This window comes from Streptomyces mobaraensis, from assembly GCF_020099395.1.
GTDB lineage: Bacteria > Actinomycetota > Actinomycetes > Streptomycetales > Streptomycetaceae > Streptomyces.
In genome coordinates this window covers 3,338,438-3,362,043 of the sequence record NZ_CP083590.1, presented here as the reverse complement: position 1 = coordinate 3,362,043, position 23,606 = coordinate 3,338,438, and the positions used below count along the sequence as shown (strand labels likewise).

The following is a 23,606-nucleotide window of genomic DNA, read 5'->3' as shown; positions in this document are numbered from 1 at the left end:
TTCCCGGACGGGTATGGGTGCTCATACGCCGGCCGGGGAACGCGGCGGACGCCGGTGACCAGCGTCACAGCCGTTCCCGGGCCGGGGCACCCGCGCCCGGACGCTGTCGGTGCTCGCAGGTAGATTCGACGTTGGGTATCCCGGTCGAAGGCCGGGGACGGGTGATGTCCGGCCGCCGCCGGACGTCCCTCCCCCGTGGCCGCGAGGGCACGGGCGGTACCCGTCACCGACGACCAGCAGGAGTGATTCGTGTGGACCGTGTCGCGCTGCGCGGCTTGAAGGCTCGCGGGCACCATGGGGTCTTCCCCCGAGAACGCGAGGAAGGCCAGACCTTCGTCGTCGATCTCGTGCTGAGCCTGGACACCCGGCCCGCCGCGGCCGGCGACGACCTCACGAAGACCGTCCACTACGGCATCGTGGCCGAGGAGGTCGTCGGCATCGTGCAGGGCGAGCCGGTCGACCTGATCGAGACCCTCGCCGAGCGGATCGCCGAGCAGTGCCTGAAGCACGACCCGGTGCGGGAGGTCGAGGTGGTCGTGCACAAGCCGGACGCCCCGATCACCGTGCCCTTCGACGACGTGACCGTAACGATCACCCGGAGCCGAGTATGAGCAGCAGCGACCCGACCGTGCAGCCGGTGCCCGCCTCCGTGGTGGAGCAGGTGGACGCCGCCGATGTGACCCTGAGCAATCCGCAGTGGGCCGTCCTGTCGCTCGGCAGCAACCTGGGCAACCGCCTGGAGACGCTGCAGGGCGCCGTCGACGCCCTGGAGGACACGCCCGGCCTGCGGGTGAAGGCGGTCTCCCCGGTCTACGAGACCGAGCCGTGGGGTGTGGAGCCCGGCTCCCAGCCGTCCTACTTCAACGCGGTGGTGCTGGTGAAGACCACGCTCCCGCCGGCCTCGCTGCTGGAGCGCGGACACGCCATCGAGGAGGCGTTCGAGCGCGTCCGCGACGAGCGCTGGGGGCCGCGGACGATCGACGTGGACATCGTCACCTACCAGGACGTGATCTCCGACGATCCGCTGCTGACGCTTCCGCACCCGCGCGCCCACGAGCGTGCCTTCGTGCTGGTTCCGTGGTACGACGTGGATCCGGACGCTGTTGTTCCGGGACGTGGGCCGGTCGCCGACCTGCTGGCCGGACTCGCCCGCGAGGGCGTACGGCCGCGGGTCGACCTGGAACTCCGGCTGCCCGAATAGCCGTTGGGCGAGTGGCGGCACGGACGCCATGGACCTGTGTACGACTGGTTACCGATGACGACGACGAGGGGCTGACGGCTCGGTGAAGCAACTTCGGATCGGGGTGCTGCTCGGCCTGTTCGCCGCGGCCGGAGTGCTGTCCTGGGCCGGTGCCCGGCTCTGGGACGCCTTCGACACGCTGCCGAGCGTGCCGGTCGCGGCGCCGATCGTGCTGGCCGTCATCGCCGTCGTCCTCTTCTCGACGGCCCTCTCGCTCCGCGCGCGGCTGCGCGCCCAGCGCGAGCGGCGCCCCGGCGCCAAGGGCGTCGACCCGCTGCTGGCGGCCAGGGCCGTGGTGTTCGGCCAGGCCAGCGCCCTGGTCGCGGCGCTGGTGTCCGGCGCGTACGGCGGGGTGGGGGTCTTCCTGCTGCTGGACGGCATGGAGACGGACGCCCGGCGGGAGCAGACGATCTACGCCGGGGCCTCGGTGCTGGCCGGGGCCTGTGTGGTGGCCGCGGCGTTCTTCATGGAGCGGGTCTGCAAGCTGCCGGAGGACGACGACGAGGGGCCGGGCGAGGGGAAGCCCGCCTAGGCTCCCGCTCCCGGCCGGCCGGGAGCCGCCGCTCAGTTCGGTGAGGCGGCCCGCAGGTCCCCTCCGGACGGCTCCGCCCGGTCCGCCCGCCGCGCGTCGTCCCCGACCGAGCGGCGCAGGGCCCCGTGCAGGCTCGTCGGGGTGAGGACGCCGAGGAAGTGGTCCCCGCGGTCGCCGTCGAGCACGGCGATCCACCCGGCGTCGTGCTGGAGCATCGTGCTGAACGCCTGCTTCAGCGAGGCCCCCAGGGGCAGCCAGGCCTCCATGCGCCGGGCGTGGTCCCGCACGGTTCCGCCGTTCGCGTGGACGATCGCGTCCGCGGCCACCCAGCCGTGCAGCTTCTCCCCGTCGTCGAGGACGACGGCCCAGTCGGCGTTCTCGCCGGCGAGGACGCTGAGGGCGGCCTCCACCGGGTCGTCCAGGTGGACGACGGGAGGCTGCTCCAGGTCGCCGCGTTCGATCGGGGTGACGGAGAGCCGTTTCAGGCCGCGGTCGGCCCCGACGAAGTCGGCGACGTAGGGCGTGGCGGGGGCGCCGAGCACCACCGAGGGCGCGTCGAGCTGCTCGATGCGGCCGTGGCCGTAGACCGCTATGCGGTCGCCCAGCCGGACGGCCTCCTCGATGTCATGGGTGACGAAGAGCACGGTCTTGCGCACCTGTGACTGAAGTCGCAGGAATTCGTTCTGCAGCCGTTCGCGGACGACCGGGTCGACGGCTCCGAACGGCTCGTCCATCAGGAGGACGGGCGGGTCGGCGGCGAGCGCGCGGGCGACGCCCACACGCTGCCGCTGGCCGCCGGAGAGCTGGTCGGGGTAGCGGCCGCCGTGCACGGCGGGGTCGAGGCCGACGAGCTCCAGCAGTTCGGCGGCGCGGTCGCGGGCCTTCTTCCGCTGCCAGCCGAGCAGGTACGGCACGGTCGCGGTGTTGTCGAGCACCGTCTTGTGCGGGAACAGCCCGACCTGCTGGATCACATATCCGATGCGCCGGCGCAGGGCGACAGGGTCGGTCTCCGCGATGTCCTCGCCGTCCAGCAGGATCCGGCCCTCGGTCGGTTCGATCAGCCGGTTGACCATCTTCATCGTGGTGGTCTTGCCGCAGCCGGACGGTCCGACGAGCGTGACCAGCTCGCCCTCCGCCACTTCGAAGGACAGGTCGTCCACGGCGGTCGTGCCATCGGCGTAGCGCTTGGTGACGTGCTCGAATCGGATCACGCCCCCCATTGTTGCCACATCCTCCCCTGTCGTGACGTGCCGGAGCCCTGGCTGTGCGACGGCCCACAGGCGATTGTCAGTGGTGGGCGTTAGGGTCGCCAGTAACCGTCGGTGAAGGCCAAGGGGGAGGTGAGCGTGCATGGCGGGGCAGGGCGGCAATTGCCTGATCGACAACGACTGGATCTGCGGCGAGTACGTGCGGACGCGAAGCCATGAGCTCGTGGACGCGACCCTGCAGCACATCGGCATCACGCTGGCGTCCGTCGGCATCGGGCTGCTCGTCGCGTTCCCGCTGGCGCTGGCGGCCCGCCGCTGGCGCGGTGTGGCGGGCCCGGTGCTAGGGCTGACCACGGTGCTCTACACGGTGCCGTCGCTGGCGATGTTCTCGCTGCTGGTGCCGGTCTTCGGGCTCTCGGCGGCCGTGGTGATCACCGGTCTGGTGCTCTACTCGCTGACGATCCTGGTGCGGAACATCCTGGCCGGGCTGGCCGCCGTGCCGGAGGAGGCCCGCGAGGCGGCGCGCGGCATGGGGTACGGGCCGATACGGCTGCTGTTCGGGGTGGAGCTGCCGCTCGCCCTGCCGGCGGTGATGGCGGGGGTCCGGATCGCCACCGTGTCCACGGTCTCGCTGACCACCGTCGGCGCGCTCACCGGCTACGGCGGGCTGGGCAATCTGATCTACGAGGGGCTGCACAGCGTCTTCAAGGCCCAGGTCCTGACCGCCTCGGTGCTCTGCGTGCTCCTGGCCGTCGTGGCGGACGTGCTGCTGCTGGGACTCCAGCGGCTGCTGACGCCCTGGACGAGGAAGCCGCGGGCGCGACGAGGGCTGGGGGGAACCGGAAGAGCCGGGGGAGTCGGGGGAGCCACGGAAGCGCGGGCGGCGCGCGGTGAGCGGAAGAAGGCGGTGGCCTGATGGACGTCGTCTCCAGGACGTGGACATGGCTCGCCACCGGATCGCACTGGTCCGGCCCGGACGGCGTCTGGCACCGGCTCGCCGAGCACCTCCAGCTGACCGTGGTGTGCCTGGCCCTCTCCTGCGCCATCGCCCTGCCCCTCGCCGTGGTGCTGGGGCACACCGGCCGGGGCGGCGCCCTGGCCGTCAACCTCTCCAACGCGGGCCGGGCCGTGCCCACTTTCGCGGTGCTGGTCCTGCTGACCCTGGGCCCGCTGGGTACGTACGACTCATGGCCCACCATCATCGCCCTCGTCCTGTTCGCGATACCCCCGTTGCTGACCAACGCCTACGTGGGCATGCGCGAGGTGGACCGCGACGTGGTGGAGGCGGCGCGGGGGATGGGGATGTCGGGCCGGCAGGTCATCGGCCGGGTCGAACTCCCGCTGGCCATGCCGCTGGTGATGACCGGGGTGCGGTCGGCGGCCGTGCAGGTGGTGGCGACGGTCTCCATCGCCGCGATCGTCGGCGGGGGCGGGCTGGGGCGGATCATCACCGCGGGCTTCCGGCTCACCGACACCCCGCAGGTGGTGGCCGGCGCCGTGCTGGTGGCCGCCCTCGCGCTGGTGGTGGAAGGGGCGTTCGTGCTGCTGGAGCGCCGGCTGGGGCGCCGGCGGCGGGGAGCCGCCGGGGCGGACCGGATATCCGACGCGTCCGCCACCGCCGACACCGCGCCGACCGCCGGGCGCGCCGCCTGAGCCGGAAGTGGCTTGGCGGCGCGCACAGATGACGGCCTATCAGCTGATGCAACGTCATATACGGGATGCTCGGGTGCACCGGAAGACGGTCGCGCCCGGCGTCCGCCGACATGGATGGAGTGCCGCATGACCAGCACCACCCCGCGCCGTGCGCGGACCGCCCGCGCCGCGCTGGCGGCGGCGGGAGTCGCCGCCCTGACGGCGGGCCTGGCCGCGTGCGGCGGGGACAGCCTGGAGAAGTCCGGGGGCGGTGACGGGGGATCCAGCGCGTCGGGCCGGGGATCCCTCGTGATCGGATCCGCTTCGTTCACCGAGTCGAAGGTGCTCGCGGAAATATACGCGGGCCTGTTGAAGGACGCCGGATATTCCACCTCGATCAAGACGGTGGACGCGCGCGAGCTGTATGAACCGGCGCTGGAGAAGGGGCAGATCGATGTCGTCCCAGAGTACGCGGCGACGCTCGCGGAATTCCTGAACAAGAAGCAGAACGGGAAGGACGCCCCGCAGGTCGCCTCCGCCGACTCCGACACCACGGTGAAGGCGCTGCGGAAACTCGCCGAACCGCGGGGACTCAAGGTGCTGGACGCCGGGCGCGCGGTGGACCAGAACGCGTTCGCCGTGTCGGCCGAGTTCGCGGGGAAACACCAGCTCAAGACGCTTTCGGACCTCGGGGCGTCGAAGGAGTCGGTCAAGCTCGCGGCGGGGGACGAGTGCACCGAGCGGCCGTTCTGCAAGCCGGGTCTGGAGAAGACCTACGGCATCCGTGTCGCGGGCATAGACCCCTTGGAGGTCGGCAGCACCCAGGCCAAGCAGGCGGTCAGGAACGGCAAGGACCAGATGGTCCTCACGACGACCACGGACGCCACGCTGGAACAGTTCGGTCTTGTCGTGCTCAAGGACGACAAGAAACTGCAGAACTCCGACAACGTGCTGCCGGTGGTGAATGCGCGGAAGGCGGGTTCACCGCAGGTCGTGGAAGCGCTCGGCAAACTCAACAAGGTGCTGACCACGGAGGACCTCACCGAACTCAACAAGAAGGTGGACGCCGAGCGGCTCAAGCCGGCCGATGTGGCCGCGCAGTACCTCAAGGACAAGGGGCTGCTGGGGAAGTAGGAGCCAAGGGGGAGGCGAGTAGGGAACTAGTAAGATCAAGGGAACGGTTTGGTGCCGGAGTCACACTTTCGCCGCAACGCACGGTAAGTTTCTGGCCATGCCACGAGGACGCCACCGCCATTCCACATCCCTGCACCGGCTTCTTCCCTCTTCGCTGGTCGCCGCGACATCGGTCGCCTGTGCGGCCGGAGCCTGGACAGTGGGCGAAACGGTCGTCATACGCGGCCTCGCCGCGGGTGCCGCCGTGGCGGCCGTGGTCGGCTCGGTGCTGATGCGCCGTTGGGACCGGTCGGCGGGCAAGCAGGTCGCCCAGCTCACCGCGGCCCGCGCCCGCGACGAGTGGAAGACGGACGAGCGCCTCGCCGAGCTCGAGACGGACCTGGAGGAGACCCGCCAGGCCCGCGCCCGCCTGGAGACCAAACTCCGCGGCAAGCGCGCCGAGCTGGCCCGGCTCCGGACCGAGCACGCCGACCTGCTGCGCCGCTACGCCACCGCCGAGGCCGAGCGGGCCAGTGCCCTCGAGGGCCGGCGGCTGCTGGAGACGGAGCGCTCCACGGGCGAGGCCGCCGCGAACGACGACGAGAAGGCCGGCGTGCCCAAGGCCGCGCGGGCGCTGGAGACCGCCATGCAGGCCCGCTCCCTGGTGCGGGCCCGCTCCGACGGGCGCGTCGGGGAGCGCGAGTACCGCCGGGCGGCGGACGCGCTGCGGGATCTGGCGCGGAACGGGGCCGTGCAGCGGGAGGCGGAGGAGCGGGCTTCTGCTTCGGCCTCGGCTTCGGCTTCCGTTGTGAGTGCGCCGGCCGTTCCGGCCCCGGCTGTCGCGGCTCCCGCCGTTCCGGCTCCCGCTGTCCCGGCGCCGGCCGTTTCGGAGCCTGCCGCGCCCGCCGCCTCCGCCGCGCCCGTCCCCGCCGCGCCCGTTCCCGCCGAGGGCGGCGCGGCCCTGGCCGTGCGCGACGCCCGGCCCGCCATGCCCGTGCGGCGACCCGCGCCTCCGGTGCGGCGTGCCACGGGCGGGTTCGACTTCTTCGGGACGCAGCACCAGGCCAAGCAGGCCGCTGCCGCGGCGAAGTCGGCTGTCGAGGAGCAGGATCTCGCCGATGTCGTGGGCGAGGAGGCGTTGGCCGCGGGGCGGGGTGCCGACGAGCGGGTCATCGATCTGACGGCTCATGACGAGACCGAGCAGATCGACGTGGTGGAGCTGCGCGACGCGATCTGACGCGCCTGCGGCGGGCTGTGCCCCGGTCCCGCCCTTTCTCCCCCAGCTACCGCTGGGAGGTGCCCCCAGTTTCCTGCGGGGGCGAGCCCCCGCACCCCCGAAGCGCGCTGCGCGCGCTGTCCTCAAACGCCGGACGGGCTGAGATCAGCCCGTCCGGCGTTTGAGGCTCCACCCCCTACTTGTCGATGTCCCCCACCACGAAGAACAGCGACCCCAGAATCGCCACCATGTCCGCCACCAGCGTCCCCGGCAGCAGCTCCACCAGCGCCTGGATGTTGTTGTACGAAGCCGACCGCAGCTTCAAGCGATACGGCGTCTTCTCTCCCTTGGAGACCAGGTAGTACCCGTTGAGCCCCAGCGGATTCTCGGTCCACGCGTACGTGGCGCCCTCCGGAGCCTTGAGAACCTTGGGGAGGCGCTGGTTGACCGGGCCGGGCGGCAGCTCGGCCAGGTGGTCGAGGCAGGCGTCCGCCAAGGCCAGCGAGTTGTGCGTCTGGTCGAGCAGGCACTCGAAGCGGGCGAGGCAGTCGCCCTCCTCGCGGGTGACGACCTTGAGGACGTCGGCCAGCTCCCCGTAGGCCAGGTACGGCTCGTCGCGCCGGAGGTCGAAGTCGACGCCGGAGGCCCGGGCGATGGGGCCGCTCACGCCGTAGGCGTGCACGGTCTCGCGGGAGAGGACGCCGACGCCGCGTGTCCGGCCGCGGAAGATCTCGTTGCCGAGGACCAGGCGGTCGTGGACGTCCATGCGGGAGCGGACGTCGGCGATCGCCTGCCGGGCGCGGCCGGTCCAGCCGGCGGGGAGGTCCTCCTTGAGGCCGCCGACGCGGTTGAACATGTAGTGCATCCGGCCGCCGGAGACCTCCTCCAGCACCGCCTGGAGTACCTCGCGCTCGCGGAAGGCGTGGAAGACGGGTGTGATGCCGCCGAGCTCCAGCGGGTAGGAGCCGAGGAACATCAGGTGGTTGAGGACGCGGTTCAGCTCGGCGAGCAGGGTGCGGAGCCACACCGCGCGCTCGGGCACCTCCATGCCCAGCATGCGTTCGACGGCCATGACGACGCCGAGCTCGTTGGAGAACGCGGACAGCCAGTCGTGGCGGTTGGCGAGCATGACGATCTGGCGGTAGTCGCGGGCCTCGAACAGCTTCTCCGCGCCGCGGTGCATATAGCCGATCACCGGCTCGGCGCTGCGGATGCGCTCCCCGTCGAGGACGAGGCGCAGCCGCAGCACTCCATGGGTGGAGGGGTGCTGCGGGCCGATGTTGAGCACCATGTCCGTGCTCTCCGCCGCGCCGCCGATGCCGACTGTCGTCTCCGTCATGGGAACAGTTTCTCAGCCGGGCCAGGGCGGTCGCGCGCTCGTGTCCTCCGTGAGGAGGTCCGCGCACTCCGGGCCGACGGGCTGGAGGAGCCAGCGGAAGCCGCCCATGCCGCCGGGTGAGGTCAGTTCGCCGGCCTCGCTCGCCGCGCCCAGGGCCCGGACGTAGGCGGCCGGGTCGGAGGAGGCGAGGGCGAGCGGCGGCCGGCGGCCGTCCACGCCGAGGGCGCGGAGCGCGGCGCGCTGGCTGAGCAGGGCGGCTCCGGGCCCGGCGCAGGCGTCGAGGGCGACGTGCGCGGTGATGTCGCAGCTCCCGTCGGGCACCGGGCGGACCTCCCGGCCCTCCCGGAAGCCGGTGAGGGTGCCGAAGGGCGGGCGGGTGGCGCGCTCGTGCGCGTAGTCGGCGGCGACGGCCAGGCCGGACCGCAGGGTGCCGACGGCCCGGGACCACGCCTCGTCCCGCGTCCGGCCGATCTCCGCGCGGCTGCCCGGCGGCGCGCCCTCCAGCGGCCACCAGCGGGCGAGCCAGTCCGCGTCCGCGCCCGCCACCGGGTCGCCCGGCAGTTCCTCGCCGTCCTCCTGGACGAGCACCAGGCGCGGGGTGCCGCCGCCGTCCGTCTCGACGACGTCCACCGGGACGTTGTCCAGCCACTCGTTGGCGAAGAGGAGACCGGTCACCCCTTCGGGTGGCGTGTCCCGCCAGACGACGCGCTCGTCGAGGCCGTCGGGGCGGTCGGCGCGCTCCACGGCGTACGGGCGGAGCCGGCCGGCCAGTGCGGGCGGGCACTGCGCGAGTACCCCGGTGATCAGTTCGCCGCGCCCGGCGCCCATGTCGACGAAGGCGAGCTCCTCCGGTGACCCCAGGGCGCCGTCGACCCTCCGCAGCAGCTCGGCGATCGCTCCGGCGTAGAGCGGCGAGGCATGCACGGCGGTACGGAAGTGGCCGGCGGGGCCCTCGGGGCGTCGGTAGAAGCCGTGGGGGCCGTAGAGGGCGGTTTCGGCCGCCGCCCGCCAGGTGCGCGTCCCGGATGTCATGTCCCCACGCTATGCGTACCCGGCCGTTCGCATGGCCTTGGCCCTCCCGGCACCCCTCGCATCCCGCCGCCTCCCTCCACCTTGGGGAGTAGGCGGAGCGGACCGGGATCGATCGCCGGAGGGACCCCGGCACACGGGCGGGGTGCCTACGCTGGGTGACGTGCACCGCCTCTACGAATTCCTCCGCAGACACCCCACAGGTGTGGACAGCTTCTGGGCCGTGTTGCTGCTGGGGCTGTGCGCCCTGACGCTGACCGAGAACGCGACGGAGAGCCCGGCGCAGCGGGTCGCCGCGGTCGGTGTCTCGCTGCTCATGTGCACGGTGATGGCGCTGCGGCGCCGGATGCCGGAGAAGATGCTGATCCTGGCGATCGTCGTCGGGCTGGCGCAGCTCGCGCTCGACGTCGGGGCGAACCTCTACGACGTCCCGATGCTGGTGATCGTCTACACGGTGGCGTCCGGCCCCCGCCGCTGGGCCTCCCGGGTGGCGCTGGCGGGCGGTGTGCTGGCGCCCGTCCTGTACTTCTGGCGCTGGCCCGACGAGTCGAGCGACTCCGTCACCCACGCCCTCTTCGGCCTCGCCTTCGCCGCCTTCCCCTTCCTCCTCTCCTGGGTGCTCGGCGACCGGATGCGGACCCGCCGCGCCTACTGGGACCAGCTGGAGGAGCGCGCCGCGCGGCTGGAGAAGGAGCGCGAGCAGCAGGCGAAGATGGCGGTCACCGCCGAGCGCGCCCGGATCGCCCGCGAGCTGCACGATGTCGTCGCGCACAACGTCTCCGTCATGGTGGTGCAGGCGGACGGCGCCGCCTACGTCCTCGACTCCTCGCCCGAGCAGGCCAAGCAGGCGCTGGAGACCATCTCCGGCACCGGCCGCCAGGCGCTCGCCGAGATGCGCCGGCTGCTGGGCGTGCTGCGTACCGAGGACGGCTCCGCGCCGGCCGGCGAGTACGTGCCGCAGCCCGACGTCGAGCAGATCGAGGAGCTCGTCGAGCAGGTGCGCGGCGCCGGCCTGCCGGTCGACTACCGGGTCGAGGGCAGCGCCCGCCCGCTGCCGAGCGGCGTGGAGCTGACCGCCTACCGCATCGTGCAGGAGGCGCTGACCAACACCCGCAAGCACGGCGGCCCCGACGCCGGTGCCAGCGTCCGGCTCACCTACTTCGACGACGGGCTGGGGCTGCTCGTCGAGGACGACGGGCGGGGCGCGCAGCACGAGCTGTACGAGTCGGGCGGTGCGGACGGCATGGGCCACGGGCTGATCGGGATGCGCGAGCGCGTCGGCATGGTCGGGGGCACGCTGGACGCGGGGCCGCGTCCCGGCGGAGGATTCCGGATCAGTGTGCTCCTGCCCGCCAAACCGGGCCGCTGACCACGGTCACCCGTTCATTTGCGAAAGTTCAGTGGGACAGTCCAGTTGGGAAAGGGAACCTCCGCATGGCGATCCGCGTGATGCTCGTCGACGACCAGGTGCTGTTGCGCACCGGCTTCCGCATGGTGCTGGCCGCGCAGCCCGACATGGAGGTCGTCGCCGAGGCGGGTGACGGCCTGGAGGCCCTGGAGGTGCTGGCGGGCACCGAGGTGGACGTGGTGCTGATGGACGTCCGGATGCCGCGGATGGACGGGGTGGAGGCCACCCGCCGCATCTGCGCCCCGCAGGACCGCGAGCAGGCGCCCAAGGTGCTGATCCTCACCACCTTCGACCTCGACGAGTACGCGTTCTCGGCGCTCAAGGTCGGGGCCAGCGGTTTCATGCTCAAGGACGTGCCGCCCGCCGAACTGCTCGGCGCCATCCGCTCGGTGTACAGCGGCGACGCGGTGGTGGCGCCCAGCACCACCCGCCGCCTGCTGGACCGTTTCACCCCCATGCTCCCCGGGACCGCCCGCGAGCCCGTCGACGCCGAGATCGACCGCCTGACGGGCCGTGAGCGCGAGGTGATGCTGCTCGTCGCCCAGGGCCTGTCGAACGGGGAGATCGCGGCGCGCCTGGTGCTCTCGGAGGCGACGGTCAAGACGCACGTCGGACGCATCCTGACCAAGCTCGGGCTGCGGGACCGGGTGCAGGTGGTGGTGATGGCCTACGAGAGCGGCCTGGTGCGGGCCGGGGGCGGCGCCGGCTGACGCGCCCCCGCCGGGCCGGGGGTTCAGCGCCCGGCCGCCCGCAGGACCCGCCGCGCCAGCGCGTGCGAGCCGAAGGCCGCCGCCCCGGCGAAGGCCAGTCCGGCCGCCGCCCGCCGGGGGCTCGCCGGCCGCAGGACGCCCGCCCGGCGCAGCCGCCCCCGGGCCCACACCGTGAACGGCAGCACCACCAGCGGGGTGGTGACGACGCCGGGCGTATAGCCCCGGGTGGCCGCCGCCTGGGCCAGGTGGACCAGGCCGTGCAGGCCGAAGCCGTCGAGGGCGGCCTGGTAGCAGGCGGAACGCCCGTCCGTCCGCCGGCCGTCGGCCGCCGCCGCGCCGACGATCACGGCCATCGCCGCGACGGCGACGGGGAACTCGGGGCCGCCCATGGACTCGGCCGCGCGCCAGGCCCGTTCGGGTACGCGCGGGTGCCGGGCCCGCAGTGCGGGGAGCCGGTCGCGGACGAAGCGGTTCATCGTCGCCAGCTCCTCGGCGTCGTGCACGGCCCAGGCGGCGAGGAGGCCGAGGGTGACGGCGGGGACGGGAGCCGCGTCCGGGGACGTTCGCGCGGATGGTTCCGTGAGTCCTGTCATGAACGGCCACTCTGGCAAGCCCCTTGGGGCCCGTCACCCCCTCCCGTCACGGACGTTGCTCACACCCCGGGGAACGCGTCCCCGCTCACCAGCTCCTTCACCGCCACCACCAGATCGTGCGTGCTGGGATGCGTGGGCTGTGCGGGGTGGGCGAGGTAGACGGTGGCCGGCTCCGCGTCGGCGATCCGGACGAAGCGCACTCCGGGGTGGGTCTGGCTCTCGGTGGTGCCCGCGGCGGCGATGCCGATGCTGTCGCCGACGGCGATGACGTTCAGCCACTCGTCGACGTCCTGCACCGCGGCCCCGGTCGCCGGCCGCCGTGTGTCACCCCACAGGGCGGGCCCCGAGGTGCTGTCCTCGCGCCACAGGGTCAGCGTCTCGTCGGAGAGTTCGGCGAGGGTGACCACCGGCCGGGCGGCCAGCGGGTGGTTGTCGGGGAGGGCGGCGAAACGGTCCTCCGTGTAGAGGGCGAGGACGCGCAGCCGCGGGTCGCCGGGGTCCGCGCGGATCACGGCCGCGTCGGTCTCGCCGGTGGCCAGCCCGGCGGTGCCCTCGTCCCGGCGGCGCAGTTCCAGCGGGACGTGCGGATGGTCGTGCCGCCAGCTGCGCAGCAGCGGGACGGTGGACCGGCCGAGCACCGCGCAGGAGTAGCCCAGGCGCAGCGGGCGGGAGACGGCGGCGGTGTCGGCGAGGGCGGCGTCGACGTGCGCGAGGATCGCCCGGCCGTGGTCGTACAGCGTGCGCCCGGCGGGCGTGAGGGCGAGCCGGCGGGAGGAGCGGTCGACCAGGGTCACGCCGACGTGGTGCTCCAGCCGGGCGAGCGTACGGGACAGGGCCGGCTGCGTCAGGTGCAGCCGGGCGGCGGCGGCCGTGACGGTGCCCTCGTCGGCGATGGTCACGAGGGCGCGGAGATGACGCAGTTCGACATCCATGCGTGTGGAGCATAGTGCCTGCGCAAATGGCATTTCCGGGCGCGCGGCGGGCTCCGTACGGTCGTTTTCGGCAGTCAGTCCGCATCTCGTGACCTCAGGAAAGAGAGTCCCCGTGAAGATCCTCCTCGTCGGCGCCTCCGGCACCATCGGCCGTGCCGTCCACACCGTCCTGACCGGGCGCGGCCACCAGGTCGTGACCGTCGGCCGCAGCGGCGGCGACCTGCGCGCCGACGTCTCCGACCCCGCCTCCGTCACGCGGCTCTACGAGCAGGTGGACGGGCTGGACGCGGTCGCCGTCGCCGCCGGCGACGCCGTCTTCGCGCCGCTCGGCGCGCTGACGTACGACGACCTCGCCACCACGCTCCGCACCAAGGCCCTGAGCCAGCTCGAACTGGTCCGGCAGGGCGCCCGGCACATCGCCGCCGACGGCTCGTTCACGCTGGTCACGGGTGTGATCACGGACGACCCCATCTTTGCGGGCGCGGCTGCCGCGGCGGCCAACGGGGCCGTCGACGCCTTCGTCCGCGCGGCGGCGCTGGAGCTGGCACCGCAGCGGGTGAACGCCGTGAGCCCGGGCCTGGTCGCGGAGTCCGCGGACGCGTACGAGAGCGCCTTCCCGGGGATGGAGACCGTGCCGGCGGAGCAGGTGGCGCGGGCGTATGTGCGGTCGATCGAGGGGCGGCTGACGGGGCGGACGTTCCGGGTCGGGTACTGACAAGACGCACGTTCCGGATCGGGTACTGGCCGGAGTGGCTCGCCTACCGCGGGATCCCCTGCCGCGCCCCCTACCGCAGGATCCCCTCCAGGAAGTCGCTGCCCAGCCGCGCCACCACCGTCAGGTCCAGCTGGTGGAGGACGTACCGCCCCCGCCGCCGGGTCGTGATCAGCCCGGCCTTCTTCAGCACCTTGATGTGACGGGACGCCTCCGGCGCGCTGATGTTGTGCTCGGCGGCCAGCTCACCGGTGGTGCAGGCGCTGCGCGCCAGCCAGCGGCACATCCGCAGCCGCATGGGGTGGGCCAGGGCCTCCAGGCGGCGTTCGATCAGCTCCAGCGAGGCGGGGCCGGCCGCCTCGGGGGAGTCGATCGGGTAGTGGATCACCGGCCGCCACCCCGGGGCGGACAGCACCAGCAGGTGGGGCCAGCCGAAGGCGGACGGGAGGAGGGTGATGCCGGGGGCGGCCGCCGGGTCCAGGGCGGTGGTCCGGCCGGACGTCAGCTTGTCCACCCGGATGCGGGTGGACGCGGCCTCCTCCTCCAGCGTGACCGCGGGCGACACCTCGGCCAGCGCCCCGCGCAGCCCCTTGCGGCGCAGCAGTTCGTTCTTGTGCCGGATGTCGGTCGCGAGCTGGAAGCCCACCCGGCGCCAGACGTCCCCGAAGAACGCCTCCTCGCAGTCCTCGAACAGGCGGCGCACCCAGGCCCGGACGTCCTGCGGGTCGTCCAGCATGCGGCGCGCGAACTGCAGTTGGCGCGGGCCGCGGGCCGCCGCGCGCTCCAGGGCGCGGTCGCGGGCGACCGGGTCCCGCAGCGGTGAGTCGGAGTTCGGGGCGTAGTAGTTCGAGCAGGCGAGTTCCAGCGCCGCCGAGACGTACTGCTCGTCGTCGAGCCGGTCGAGCAGGTCCAGGTCGTCCTTGAGGGTGGCGCCCGGGCGGCCGCCGGTGTCCGGGAGGGCGGCGAAGGCGTCGAAGATGTCGGAGATCCCCGTCGTCCACAGGAAGTCGGCGTCGCAGAGCCGGTCCGCGAGGTCCGGCTTGAGGCCGGCCGCCGTGGCGGTCACCCAGCCGTGCAGTCCGGGGTGGTGCTTGGGCTCCGCCAGGACGTGCAGGGCGTGCCCCAGCTCGGTGAGGGGCGACGCGGCGAAGACGACACGCTCGGGTGGCAGGCCCGTGACGTCGATCAACAGGGTCATGCCCCTCATTCTGTGCGCTCCGCGGGCCGGTCCCCGATCGATTGACGGTCCGCGTCAATCGACGCGCAGGGGGGCGGGTCCGCGCCGCACCGTGGAGGCATGGACGCAACGCAGCAGCAGATGTTCGACAGCTACCGCGCGGCCCGGCGGGGCGAGACCGCCCCGCCCGCGCCGGGGACGTACGAGGTGGAGACGGTCCGGCAGATCCGGCTCTGGCGGGAGTTCCTGGCCGTGCTGGAGGGGCGGGTGAGGCGGGGTAGATGGAGCCGGGCAGCGCGACGGCCCGCCGGAGCGGCAGTACCCCAGGTGCAGGCGAGGTGCCGGGGACCCGTGGGGTGCTGAGCCCGCGGGCGGGGGCGGGGTGCGGCCTGCGGATGACGGGGGTCGGGCCTGACACCGCTGCCGGACTGACGCGGATCGGGGGCGGTCCGGGCAGGGCCCCGGCCCGTATCCGGCAGCGCCTGTCACGCCCGGCGTGTGTCCCGGCCCGGCCTGTGCGGACGTCCGCCGCTCTTCGCAGGCGGGTGCCGAACGGCCCCAGTGCGGGCGGGGCCGCTACCGCCCACCGTCCACAGCGCGATGGACCGCGCCCAACGGCTCGCGCGCGGGCGGGCCGCTACCGGCTTCGCGCCGGACCGGGAGCGCGGCGGCGTCCCGACGCAGCGGGCCCCCGCCGGGGGTGTCCCGGCGCGAGCCCGGCCCGTTCCCGGCCCGCACACCTCCGGCGGGGGCCCGCTGCGTCGGCACACCCGGAGCGGCTTCACGGCAGCCCGACCGCCGTCCTCCTGGCGTCGGTCCCGAGGCGCGACGGTACCCCGGCGGGGCCCCGGGCCCGGTCCGGCGCCGGACCGGTACGGCACCGCGGACACGGCCAGTTCCGAGCCGGGATCGCCCCGTCGGCAGCCCCGAACGCCCCTTCCCCAGCCCGCCGCCGTCCTCCTCGCGACCGATCCGGAGCGCGTAGCATGACAGCGGAATCGTCCGGTACCCCCGCGGACTGGAACGGAAGGCACCCCGCCGCGTGAACGCACAACCAACCCCCGACCGGCCGAGCCCGCAGGACCGGCCCGCCCGCCTCACGGTCGGCGTCGTCGGCGCGGGCCGGGTGGGCCCCGCCCTCGCCGCGTCGCTCCGGCTCGCCGGGCACCGGCCCGTCGCCGTCTCGGGCGTCTCCGACGCCTCGCTGCGGCGCGCGGCCGAGATCCTGCCGGGCGTCCCCGTCGTCCCGCCCGCCGAGGTGCTGGCGCGGGCCGAACTGGTCCTGCTCACCGTCCCGGACGACGTCCTCCCGGGGCTCGTCGCCGGGCTGGCCGAGACCGGGGCCGTCCGCCCCGGGCAGCTGCTCGCGCATACCTCCGGGCGGCACGGCGCGGCCGTGCTCGACCCGGCGACCAGGGCCGGAGCCCTGCCGCTCGCCCTGCACCCCGCCATGACCTTCACCGGCACGCCGGTGGACGTCCAGCGGCTGGCCGGCTGCTCGTTCGGCGTCACCGCGCCCGAGGAGCTACGGCTCGCGGCCGAGGCGCTGGTGATCGAGATGGGCGGCGAGCCGGAGTGGATCGACGAGGCCGCCCGGCCGCTGTACCACGCGGCCCTGGCCATCGGCGCGAACCACCTGGTCACCCTGGTGGCCCAGGCCATGGAGCTGCTGTCCGCGGCCGGTGTCGGCAGCCCGTCCCGCATGCTCGGTCCGCTGCTCGGCGCGGCGCTCGACAACGCGCTCCGCAGCGGCGACGCCGCGCTGACCGGCCCGGTCGCGCGCGGTGACGCGGGCACCGTCGCCGCCCACGTCGCGGAGTTGCGCCGGCACGCGCCGCAGGCGGTCGCCGGGTACCTGGCGATGGCCCGGACGACGGCGGACCGCGCGCTCGCGCACGGCCTGCTCAAGCCGGAGCTGGCGGAAGACCTGCTCGGCGTCCTCGCCAACGAGGCGAACGAGGCGGGCGGACCGGGCAGGACGGACGGGCCGGGCAGGACGAACGGGACGGACGGAACGGCCGGTTCCGACCCGGCGGACGGAGGAGACGAGTGACCATCCGGCTCGTACGCGACACCGCGGAGCTCCAGGCGCTCCCGCGCGACCCCGCGGCCCGCCGCGCCGTCGTCATGACCATGGGCGCCCTCCACGAGGGCCACGCCACCCTGATCCGCGAGGCCCGACGGCTCGCGGGTCCGGACGGCCAGGTCGTCGTCACCGTCTTCGTCAACCCGCTCCAGTTCGGCCCGAACGAGGACCTGGACCGCTACCCGCGGACCCTCGACGCCGACGTCGCCCTCGCGGAGGCAGCCGGCGCGGACGCGGTCTTCGCCCCGTCCGTCGCCGAGGTCTACCCGGGCGGCGAGCCCGAGGTGCGGATCAGCGCCGGTCCCATGGGCGAGCGCCTCGAAGGCGCCCACCGCCCCGGCCACTTCGACGGTGTGCTGACGGTCGTCGCCAAGCTGCTGCACCTCAGCCGGCCGGACACCGCTCTCTTCGGGCAGAAGGACGCCCAGCAGCTGGCGATGATCCGCCGCATGGTCCGGGACCTCAACTTCCCGGTGGAGATCGTCGGCGTGCCGACCGTCCGCGAGGCCGACGGCCTGGCCCTGTCCAGCCGTAACCGCTATCTCTCGGCCGCCGACCGGGCCTCCGCCCTGGAGCTCTCCCGCGCCCTGTCCGCCGCGGCCGGCGCCGTGGACCGCGGCCCGTCCGCCGTCCGCGAGGCCGCCCGCGCGGTCCTGGACGACGCGGCGACCCTGGAGCCCCCGGTCGTCCTCGACTACCTGGCCCTGATCGACCCGGCCGACTTCACCGAGGTGCCCGCCGGGTTCACCGGCGAGGCGGTCCTCGCGGTCGCCGCCCGGGTCGGCACCACCCGTCTCATCGACAACATCGTGCTGGACTTCACCCCGGGGGAACGGTCATGACCGGCATACGACTCACGGCTCCGCGGCCCGGCTGGTCCGTCGACGCGGACGTCGTCGTCATCGGCTCCGGCGTCGCCGGCCTCACCGTCGCCCTGCGCTGCGCCGCCGCCGGCGCGCGGGTCGCGGTGGTCACCAAGGCCCGCCTCGACGCCGGCTCCACCCGCTGGGCCCAGGGCGGCATCGCCGCCGCCCTAGGCGAGGGCGACACCCCCGCGCAGCACCTCGACGACACCCTCGTCGCCGGTGTCGGCCTCTGCGACGAGGAGGCCGTCCGCACGCTCGTCACCGAGGGCCCGGACGCCGTCCGCCGGCTGATGGCCACCGGCGCCCGCTTTGACGCCGACCCGGCCACCGGCGAGGTCCTGCTGGGCCGCGAGGGCGGCCACCACCGCAACCGCATCGTGCACGCGGGCGGCGACGCGACGGGCGCCGAGGTGTCGCGCGCCCTGGTCGAGGCCGTCCGCGCGGCGGACGTCCGGATCATCGAGCACGCCCTCGTCCTCGACCTCCTCAAGGACGCCGACGGCCGGGCGGCCGGCGTCTCCCTGCACGTCATGGGCGAGGGTCAGCACGACGGCGTCGGCGCCGTCCGGGCCCGGGCCGTCGTGCTCGCGACCGGCGGCATGGGCCAGGTGTTCGCCGCGACCACCAACCCCGCCGTCTCCACCGGCGACGGCGTCGCCCTCGCGCTGCGCGCCGGCGCCGAGGTCTCCGACCTGGAGTTCGTCCAGTTCCACCCGACCGTGCTCTGGCTCGGCCCGGACGCCGAGGGCCAGCAGCCGCTGGTCTCCGAGGCGGTCCGCGGCGAGGGCGCCCATCTGATCGACGCCGACGGCGTCCGCTTCATGGTGGGGCAGCACGAGCTCGCCGAGCTGGCACCGCGCGACGTCGTCGCCAAGGGAATCCTGCGCCGGATGCGGGAGACCGGCGCCGAGCACATGTACCTGGACGGCCGGCACTTCGGCGCGGCGATGTGGGCCGAGCGCTTCCCCACCATCCTCGCCGCCTGCCGCGCGCACGGCATCGACCCGGTGACCGAGCCGGTCCCGGTCGCCCCGGCCGCGCACTACGCGTCAGGCGGCGTCCGCACCGACCCGCACGGCCGGACGACCGTCCCCGGCCTGTACGCGTGCGGCGAGGTCGCCTGCACCGGCGTGCACGGCGCCAACCGGCTGGCGTCCAACTCGCTGCTGGAGGGCCTGGTCTACGCCGAGCGCATCGCGGCCGCCGTGGCCGCGGACCCGGCCGTGCCCGGCGAGCCCGTGACCGCGGACGGACCCGCCGACCCGCTCGTCGCCCCCGAGGACCGCCACACCATCCAGCGGATCATGACGCGCGGCGCCGGAGTCCTCCGTTCCGCCGACAGCCTCGCCGAGGCGGCCGACCGGCTCGACGCCGTCCACCGCGCCGCCCACACCGACGGCAAGAGCGCCGAACCGGGCACCGAGGCATGGGAGGCCACCAATCTCCTGCTGGTCGCCCGCGCCCTGACGGCCGCCGCGCTGCGCCGCGAGGAGACCCGCGGCAGCCACTGGCGCGAGGACCGCCCCGACCGCGACGACGACCGCTGGCGCCGCCACCTCCTCGTCGCCCTCCGCCCGGACCGTACGCTTGCGGTCTCCATCACGGAGACGGCCGCCTTCCCCCCGGTTTTCCCCACCTCCCCCTCTTCCCCGCATTCCGCACCGAGGAGCACCGCGTGACCACGCCCGACGACCTCCAGTACCGGCTCACCACCCTGACCGACGAACCGGGCTGCGGCGGCGACTGCGCCTGCGGCGAGGGGGCCTCCGCCTACGAGTGCGGGCTCGACAGCGGCCTCGTGGCGCTGCTCGCGGACGCCGGTCTCGACCCGCTGCTGGTCGAGGAGATCGCGCACATGACGGTCGAGGAGGACCTGGACGGCGGCGTGGACGTCACCTCCGTGGCCACCATCCCCGAGGACGCCGTCGCCACCGGTGACTTCACCGCCCGCGAGGCCGGCACGGTGGCCGGGCTCCGGGTCGCCGAGGCGATCCTCTCCGTCGTCTGCACCGACGACTTCGAGGTCGAGCGGCACGTCGAGGACGGCGACCGGGTCGAGGCCGGGCAGCGCCTGCTGTCCGTCACCACCCGCACCCGCGACCTGCTCACCGCCGAGCGCGGCATGCTCAACCTGCTCTGTCGCCTCTCCGGCATCGCCACCGCCACCCGGCTCTGGGCCGACGTGCTGGAGGGCACCGGCGCCGCGGTCCGCGACACCCGGAAGACGACGCCCGGCCTGCGCGCCCTGGAGAAGTACGCGGTCCGCTGCGGCGGCGGCGTCAACCACCGGATGTCCCTCTCGGACGCCGCGCTGGTCAAGGACAACCACGTGGTCGCGGCGGGCGGCGTCGCCCAGGCGTTCCGGGCCGTCCGCGAGCGGTTCCCCGAGCTGCCGATCGAGGTCGAGGTCGACCACCTGGAGCAGATCCCGCCGGTCCTCGCCGAGGGCGCCGACCTGATCCTGCTCGACAACTTCACCGTCGAGCAGACCCGCGAGGCCGTCGCCCTCGTCGCGGGCCGCGCCCGGCTGGAGTCCTCCGGCCGGCTCACCCTGGCCAACGCGCACGAGTACGCGGTCACCGGTGTGGACTACCTGGCCGTCGGCTCGCTCACGCACTCCTCGCCGATCCTCGACATCGGCCTGGACCTGCGGGAGCGGGAGGGTGCTGTCTGATGCTGCTCACCATCGACGTCGGCAACACCCAGACCGTCCTCGGCCTCTTCGACGGCGACGAGATCGTCGAGCACTGGCGGATCTCCACCGACCCCCGGCGCACCGCCGACGAGCTCGCCGTCCTCTTCCAGGGCCTCATGGGCCGCCACCCGCTGCTCGGGGACGACCTGGGCGACGGCATCGAGGGCATCGCCATCTGTTCGACGGTCCCGTCGGTGCTGCACGAGATGCGCGAGGTGACCCGCCGCTACTACGGCGACGTCCCGGCCGTCCTGGTCGAGCCGGGCGTGAAGACCGGTGTGCCGATCCTCATGGACAACCCCAAGGAGGTCGGCGCGGACCGCATCATCAACGCGGTCGCGGCGGTCGAGCTCTACGACGGCCCCGCCATCGTCGTCGACTTCGGCACGGCCACCACCTTCGACGCGGTGAGCGCGCGCGGCGAGTACGTGGGCGGCGTGATCGCGCCGGGCATCGAGATCTCCGTCGAGGCGCTGGGCGTCAAGGGCGCCCAGCTCCGCAAGATCGAACTGGCCCGGCCGCGCAGCGTGATCGGCAAGAACACCGTCGAGGCGATGCAGTCCGGCATCATCCACGGCTTCGCCGGCCAGGTGGACGGCGTCGTCAACCGGATGGCGCGGGAGCTCGCGGACGATCCGGACGACGTCACCGTCATCGCCACCGGCGGCCTGGCGCCGCTGGTGCTCGGCGAGGCCACGGTGATCGACGAGCACGAGCCCTGGCTGACGCTGATCGGCCTGCGGCTGGTGTACGAGCGGAACGTGGCGCGGGCGTAGGGACCGGTCGGGGCGAGGGGCTTGTTCGAGCCACGCCGCAGGGGCCGCGCTAAGCGAAAATTGTCCGTTTAGCACTTAAAGTCGGCCCATGCCTACGCCCTATGGATCCCACGGCGGCATGGCGTTCAGCGCCGACGAGCTGCGCGTGCTCCGCCGTGCCCTCGCCATCGCCCTCCAGCCCCGCACCGAGCACGCCGAGAAGCAGAGCTGCCTCCGGCTCGCGCAGGCCGTGGACGAAGCGGCCAGGGAAGGCGGCAGGCTGCGCGCCTTCCTCCGCGCGGACCTCGCCCGCTACCGCGCCGCCCTCCCCGGCACCGCGCCCGGCTACGTGGAACGGCTCCAGGACGCCCTGGCGGCCGGCCACCGCCCCGGGGCGGAGGACCTGGCCGCCCTGCGCGCCCTCTGCGCCGCCCCGGCCGGCGCCGCCGAGAGGGGCCGCCGCCGGTCCCTCCTCCAGCGCTGCGAGCGGCTCGCGGAGGCCGCCGTACGGACCCGGCTCGCCGACTGCACGGCGTCCGGTCCCCGCGGCACCGCCCCGAGCGCCCTCCTGGACGCCCCCGCCGCCGTGCCGGCCGCCCGGCCACGCCGGGGCGCGCACGACGCGCTGCCGCCCGCGTGGGGCCCGGAGGCTCCCAAGCCGGGCGCCCGGCCGGCCGCGAAACCCGGCCCGGCACCGGGTCCGACGCCGAGTCCGGCGCCCGGTTCCGAGCGGCCGAAGACGCCGCCCGCGCCGGCGCCCAAGGCCCCGCAGCCGGGCGGCCGGCCCATCCCGACCCCCGGCGAGGTCTTCCCGCCGCGCCGCAAGCCGGCGCCGCCCGCCCAGGGAGCGGGCGGCCGGGCTGCCGGGTGCGGGACGGAGGTCCCCGGCGGGCCGCCGTTGGCGCGCGCGTAATCTGGACGGGGCGCCCGGCCGCGTCCGGGCCCTCCGGGCGCACGCGCCCCTCCAGACCCCTCCCACCCAGAAGGAGCCGACGGCCATGGACTATGTCGCCGCGCTCGTCCCGCCCGTGGTGATGGCGATCGCCTTCACCGCGCTGGTCGTGACGATCGTCAAGAGCCAGGGCGGTGCGAACAAGGCCAAGGAAGACGCCATCGTCGACGCCATGGCCGCCCGCGCCGAGGCCGCCGGCGGTTCCCCGGAGGCCAAGACCGCGGGAGCGTGAACCGCGCCGGAAACCCGGCGGCGGACAAGGGCGTGCGGCCCGGGGTATTTCCCGGGCCGCACGCCCTTTTCGCGGCCCTCTTCCCCGCCCCGTTCCCCGCCCCCTTCGCGGGCCGCGGCCCGATAAACCGGCATTCGAGACATCTCCCACTATTATTCGCGTGTGGTTCGACGCCTCGGTGATCTGGAAGACGCCGTCATGACGCGCGTGTGGGAGTGGAACCGGCCGGTCACTGTTCGAGAAGTCCTCGAAGACCTTCAGCGGGAACGGTCGATCGCCTACACCACCGTCATGACCGTAATGGACAACCTGTATCAGAAGGGCTGGCTGCGCCGGGAAGCCGAAGGCCGGGCCTATCGATATGAGGCGGTGTCCAACCGGGCCGCCTACTCGGCCGCACTGATGAACGAAGCCTGGTCCGTCAGTGACAACCCCGCGGCCGCTCTCGTCGCCTTCTTCGGCATGATGTCGGCCGAACAACGGGAAGCCCTCCGGGACGCGATCCGCGTCGTCCAACTCGGTCGGCCCGGCGAGGACGAGCCGCCGCCGGGGCGATAGCGTCCGCTTATGCCCGCAGCTTCCGAAGCAGCTTCCGGCCGGTCCGCCCCGGCAAAAGTCCTCACCGTCCGCAGGGCCCGGACCTCCGATGTGCCCGCCGTGCGCCGGCTCATCAACACCTACGCCCGCGACCGCATCCTGCTCGACAAAGCGACGGTGACCCTTTACGAGGACATCCAGGAGTTCTGGGTCGCCGAACGCGACGAAGACGGTACGGTCATCGGATGCGGCGCACTGCACGTGATGTGGGAAGACCTCGCCGAGGTCCGCACGCTGGCCGTCGACCCCGCGGTCAAGGGCGGCGGTGTCGGTCACGCGGTACTCGACAAGCTGCTGCAGACGGCGCGCTGGCTGGGGGTGCGGCGCATTTTCTGCCTCACCTTCGAAGTCGAGTTCTTCGCCAAGCACGGCTTCGTCGAGATCGGTGAGACCCCGGTGGACGGTGATGTCTACAGCGAGCTGCTGCGCTCCTATGACGAGGGTGTTGCCGAGTTCCTGGGTCTCGAACGGGTGAAGCCGAACACCCTTGGCAACAGCCGGATGCTTCTGCATCTGTGATCGCCGGTCCCTATGTCCGAATCGCGCCCCTATCGTGCCGTCCTGGAAGCCGTGGTTCCCGTG

Annotated in this window: 25 protein-coding genes; 19 read left to right on the top strand and 6 right to left on the bottom strand. The window is 73.7% G+C overall.

All coding sequences use genetic code 11. The features are described from left to right. Nucleotides 1–251 precede the first annotated feature (251 nt). From folB to K7I03_RS14415, 3 genes are all read left to right on the top strand, one after another. The gene (gene folB / locus K7I03_RS14425) at nucleotides 252–611 is read left to right on the top strand and encodes a dihydroneopterin aldolase (RefSeq protein WP_185942274.1); all 360 of its coding nucleotides are present in this window, start codon (nucleotides 252–254) and stop codon (nucleotides 609–611) included. Then, nucleotides 608–1,201 carry a 2-amino-4-hydroxy-6-hydroxymethyldihydropteridine diphosphokinase gene (gene folK, locus K7I03_RS14420; RefSeq protein WP_004940404.1) on the top strand — a complete coding sequence of 198 codons (594 nt, stop codon included), beginning with the start codon at nucleotides 608–610 and terminating at the stop codon, nucleotides 1,199–1,201. Before folB ends, folK begins: the two co-directional genes overlap by 4 nt. A gap of 82 nt (nucleotides 1,202–1,283) precedes the next feature. After that, nucleotides 1,284–1,772: a DUF3180 domain-containing protein gene (locus K7I03_RS14415; protein WP_185942273.1), complete on the top strand. Its 489-nt coding sequence runs from the start codon at nucleotides 1,284–1,286 to the stop codon at nucleotides 1,770–1,772. 32 nt (nucleotides 1,773–1,804) lie between these two features. On the opposite strand, the gene K7I03_RS14410 is transcribed toward K7I03_RS14415, so the two are convergent. Continuing rightward, the gene (locus K7I03_RS14410) at nucleotides 1,805–2,983 is read right to left on the bottom strand and encodes an ABC transporter ATP-binding protein (RefSeq protein ID WP_185942272.1); all 1,179 of its coding nucleotides are present in this window, start codon (nucleotides 2,981–2,983) and stop codon (nucleotides 1,805–1,807) included. A gap of 139 nt (nucleotides 2,984–3,122) precedes the next feature. On the opposite strand from K7I03_RS14410, the gene K7I03_RS14405 reads away from it, so the two are divergent. The 4 genes from K7I03_RS14405 to K7I03_RS14390 all read left to right on the top strand — a co-directional run bounded on the left by K7I03_RS14405 (nucleotide 3,123) and on the right by K7I03_RS14390 (nucleotide 6,962). Next, entirely contained in the window at nucleotides 3,123–3,896 is a 774-nt protein-coding gene (locus K7I03_RS14405; protein WP_185942271.1) for an ABC transporter permease, read from the top strand. Then, nucleotides 3,896–4,633: an ABC transporter permease gene (locus K7I03_RS14400; RefSeq protein WP_185942270.1), complete on the top strand. Its 738-nt coding sequence runs from the start codon at nucleotides 3,896–3,898 to the stop codon at nucleotides 4,631–4,633. The genes K7I03_RS14405 and K7I03_RS14400 overlap by 1 nt, the downstream gene beginning before the upstream one ends. Before the next feature lie 126 nt (nucleotides 4,634–4,759). Then, nucleotides 4,760–5,746 (top strand): ABC transporter substrate-binding protein, encoded by a 987-nt coding sequence (locus K7I03_RS14395; protein WP_185942269.1) that lies wholly within the window; start codon nucleotides 4,760–4,762, stop codon nucleotides 5,744–5,746. Nucleotides 5,747–5,945: 199 nt separating this feature from the next. Beyond that, nucleotides 5,946–6,962: a coiled-coil domain-containing protein gene (locus K7I03_RS14390; RefSeq protein ID WP_313772151.1), complete on the top strand. Its 1,017-nt coding sequence runs from the start codon at nucleotides 5,946–5,948 to the stop codon at nucleotides 6,960–6,962. A gap of 175 nt (nucleotides 6,963–7,137) precedes the next feature. On the opposite strand, the gene K7I03_RS14385 is transcribed toward K7I03_RS14390, so the two are convergent. Next, nucleotides 7,138–8,280, bottom strand: a complete 1,143-nt coding sequence (locus K7I03_RS14385) for an NADH-quinone oxidoreductase subunit D (RefSeq protein ID WP_185942267.1) — start codon at nucleotides 8,278–8,280, stop codon at nucleotides 7,138–7,140. Nucleotides 8,281–8,292: 12 nt separating this feature from the next. After that, complete coding sequence (locus tag K7I03_RS14380; RefSeq protein ID WP_185942266.1) at nucleotides 8,293–9,312, bottom strand: SAM-dependent methyltransferase; 1,020 nt, start codon at nucleotides 9,310–9,312, stop codon at nucleotides 8,293–8,295. 160 nt (nucleotides 9,313–9,472) lie between these two features. Here K7I03_RS14380 and K7I03_RS14375 point away from each other — a divergent pair, with 160 nt between their 5' ends. Together K7I03_RS14375 and K7I03_RS14370 are read left to right on the top strand one after the other, a co-directional pair. Beyond that, a complete protein-coding gene (locus tag K7I03_RS14375; RefSeq protein WP_185942265.1) occupies nucleotides 9,473–10,678 on the top strand; it encodes a sensor histidine kinase in 1,206 nt (401 codons plus the stop codon). 65 nt (nucleotides 10,679–10,743) lie between these two features. Further along, nucleotides 10,744–11,427 carry a response regulator gene (locus K7I03_RS14370; RefSeq protein ID WP_185942264.1) on the top strand — a complete coding sequence of 228 codons (684 nt, stop codon included), beginning with the start codon at nucleotides 10,744–10,746 and terminating at the stop codon, nucleotides 11,425–11,427. 23 nt (nucleotides 11,428–11,450) lie between these two features. On the opposite strand, the gene K7I03_RS14365 is transcribed toward K7I03_RS14370, so the two are convergent. Together K7I03_RS14365 and K7I03_RS14360 are read right to left on the bottom strand one after the other, a co-directional pair. Continuing rightward, nucleotides 11,451–12,020, bottom strand: coding sequence for an HXXEE domain-containing protein (locus tag K7I03_RS14365; RefSeq protein WP_185942263.1), 570 nt, complete (start codon nucleotides 12,018–12,020; stop codon nucleotides 11,451–11,453). 59 nt (nucleotides 12,021–12,079) lie between these two features. Then, nucleotides 12,080–12,952, bottom strand: a complete 873-nt coding sequence (locus K7I03_RS14360; RefSeq protein WP_185942262.1) for a LysR family transcriptional regulator — start codon at nucleotides 12,950–12,952, stop codon at nucleotides 12,080–12,082. 112 nt (nucleotides 12,953–13,064) lie between these two features. Between K7I03_RS14360 and K7I03_RS14355 the strand changes: the two genes are divergently transcribed. After that, nucleotides 13,065–13,667 carry a short chain dehydrogenase gene (locus tag K7I03_RS14355; RefSeq protein ID WP_185942261.1) on the top strand — a complete coding sequence of 201 codons (603 nt, stop codon included), beginning with the start codon at nucleotides 13,065–13,067 and terminating at the stop codon, nucleotides 13,665–13,667. Nucleotides 13,668–13,737: 70 nt separating this feature from the next. Here K7I03_RS14355 and K7I03_RS14350 read toward each other — a convergent pair whose 3' ends face one another. Continuing rightward, nucleotides 13,738–14,862, bottom strand: a complete 1,125-nt coding sequence (locus K7I03_RS14350) for a DUF5937 family protein (RefSeq protein ID WP_185942260.1) — start codon at nucleotides 14,860–14,862, stop codon at nucleotides 13,738–13,740. Between the two features lie 1,021 nt (nucleotides 14,863–15,883). On the opposite strand from K7I03_RS14350, the gene K7I03_RS14345 reads away from it, so the two are divergent. The 9 genes from K7I03_RS14345 to K7I03_RS14305 all read left to right on the top strand — a co-directional run bounded on the left by K7I03_RS14345 (nucleotide 15,884) and on the right by K7I03_RS14305 (nucleotide 23,543). Continuing rightward, nucleotides 15,884–16,894, top strand: coding sequence for a Rossmann-like and DUF2520 domain-containing protein (locus K7I03_RS14345; protein WP_185942259.1), 1,011 nt, complete (start codon nucleotides 15,884–15,886; stop codon nucleotides 16,892–16,894). Beyond that, nucleotides 16,891–17,769 (top strand): pantoate--beta-alanine ligase, encoded by an 879-nt coding sequence (panC, locus tag K7I03_RS14340; protein WP_185942258.1) that lies wholly within the window; start codon nucleotides 16,891–16,893, stop codon nucleotides 17,767–17,769. The genes K7I03_RS14345 and panC overlap by 4 nt, the downstream gene beginning before the upstream one ends. Next, nucleotides 17,766–19,472, top strand: a complete 1,707-nt coding sequence (locus K7I03_RS14335; RefSeq protein ID WP_185942257.1) for an L-aspartate oxidase — start codon at nucleotides 17,766–17,768, stop codon at nucleotides 19,470–19,472. Before panC ends, K7I03_RS14335 begins: the two co-directional genes overlap by 4 nt. After that, the gene (gene nadC / locus K7I03_RS14330) at nucleotides 19,469–20,467 is read left to right on the top strand and encodes a carboxylating nicotinate-nucleotide diphosphorylase (protein WP_224347047.1); all 999 of its coding nucleotides are present in this window, start codon (nucleotides 19,469–19,471) and stop codon (nucleotides 20,465–20,467) included. The genes K7I03_RS14335 and nadC overlap by 4 nt, the downstream gene beginning before the upstream one ends. Next, on the top strand, nucleotides 20,467–21,264 hold the full coding sequence (locus K7I03_RS14325) for a type III pantothenate kinase (protein ID WP_185942255.1): 798 nt from the start codon (nucleotides 20,467–20,469) through the stop codon (nucleotides 21,262–21,264). The genes nadC and K7I03_RS14325 overlap by 1 nt, the downstream gene beginning before the upstream one ends. Before the next feature lie 88 nt (nucleotides 21,265–21,352). Beyond that, nucleotides 21,353–22,156 carry a hypothetical protein gene (locus K7I03_RS14320; protein ID WP_185942254.1) on the top strand — a complete coding sequence of 268 codons (804 nt, stop codon included), beginning with the start codon at nucleotides 21,353–21,355 and terminating at the stop codon, nucleotides 22,154–22,156. An 85-nt stretch (nucleotides 22,157–22,241) separates the two neighbouring features. After that, entirely contained in the window at nucleotides 22,242–22,427 is a 186-nt protein-coding gene (locus K7I03_RS14315) for a hypothetical protein (RefSeq protein WP_185942253.1), read from the top strand. Nucleotides 22,428–22,589: 162 nt separating this feature from the next. Beyond that, a complete protein-coding gene (locus K7I03_RS14310; RefSeq protein WP_185942252.1) occupies nucleotides 22,590–22,985 on the top strand; it encodes a BlaI/MecI/CopY family transcriptional regulator in 396 nt (131 codons plus the stop codon). Between the two features lie 9 nt (nucleotides 22,986–22,994). Then, nucleotides 22,995–23,543: an amino-acid N-acetyltransferase gene (locus K7I03_RS14305; protein ID WP_185942251.1), complete on the top strand. Its 549-nt coding sequence runs from the start codon at nucleotides 22,995–22,997 to the stop codon at nucleotides 23,541–23,543. Nucleotides 23,544–23,606 lie beyond the last annotated feature (63 nt).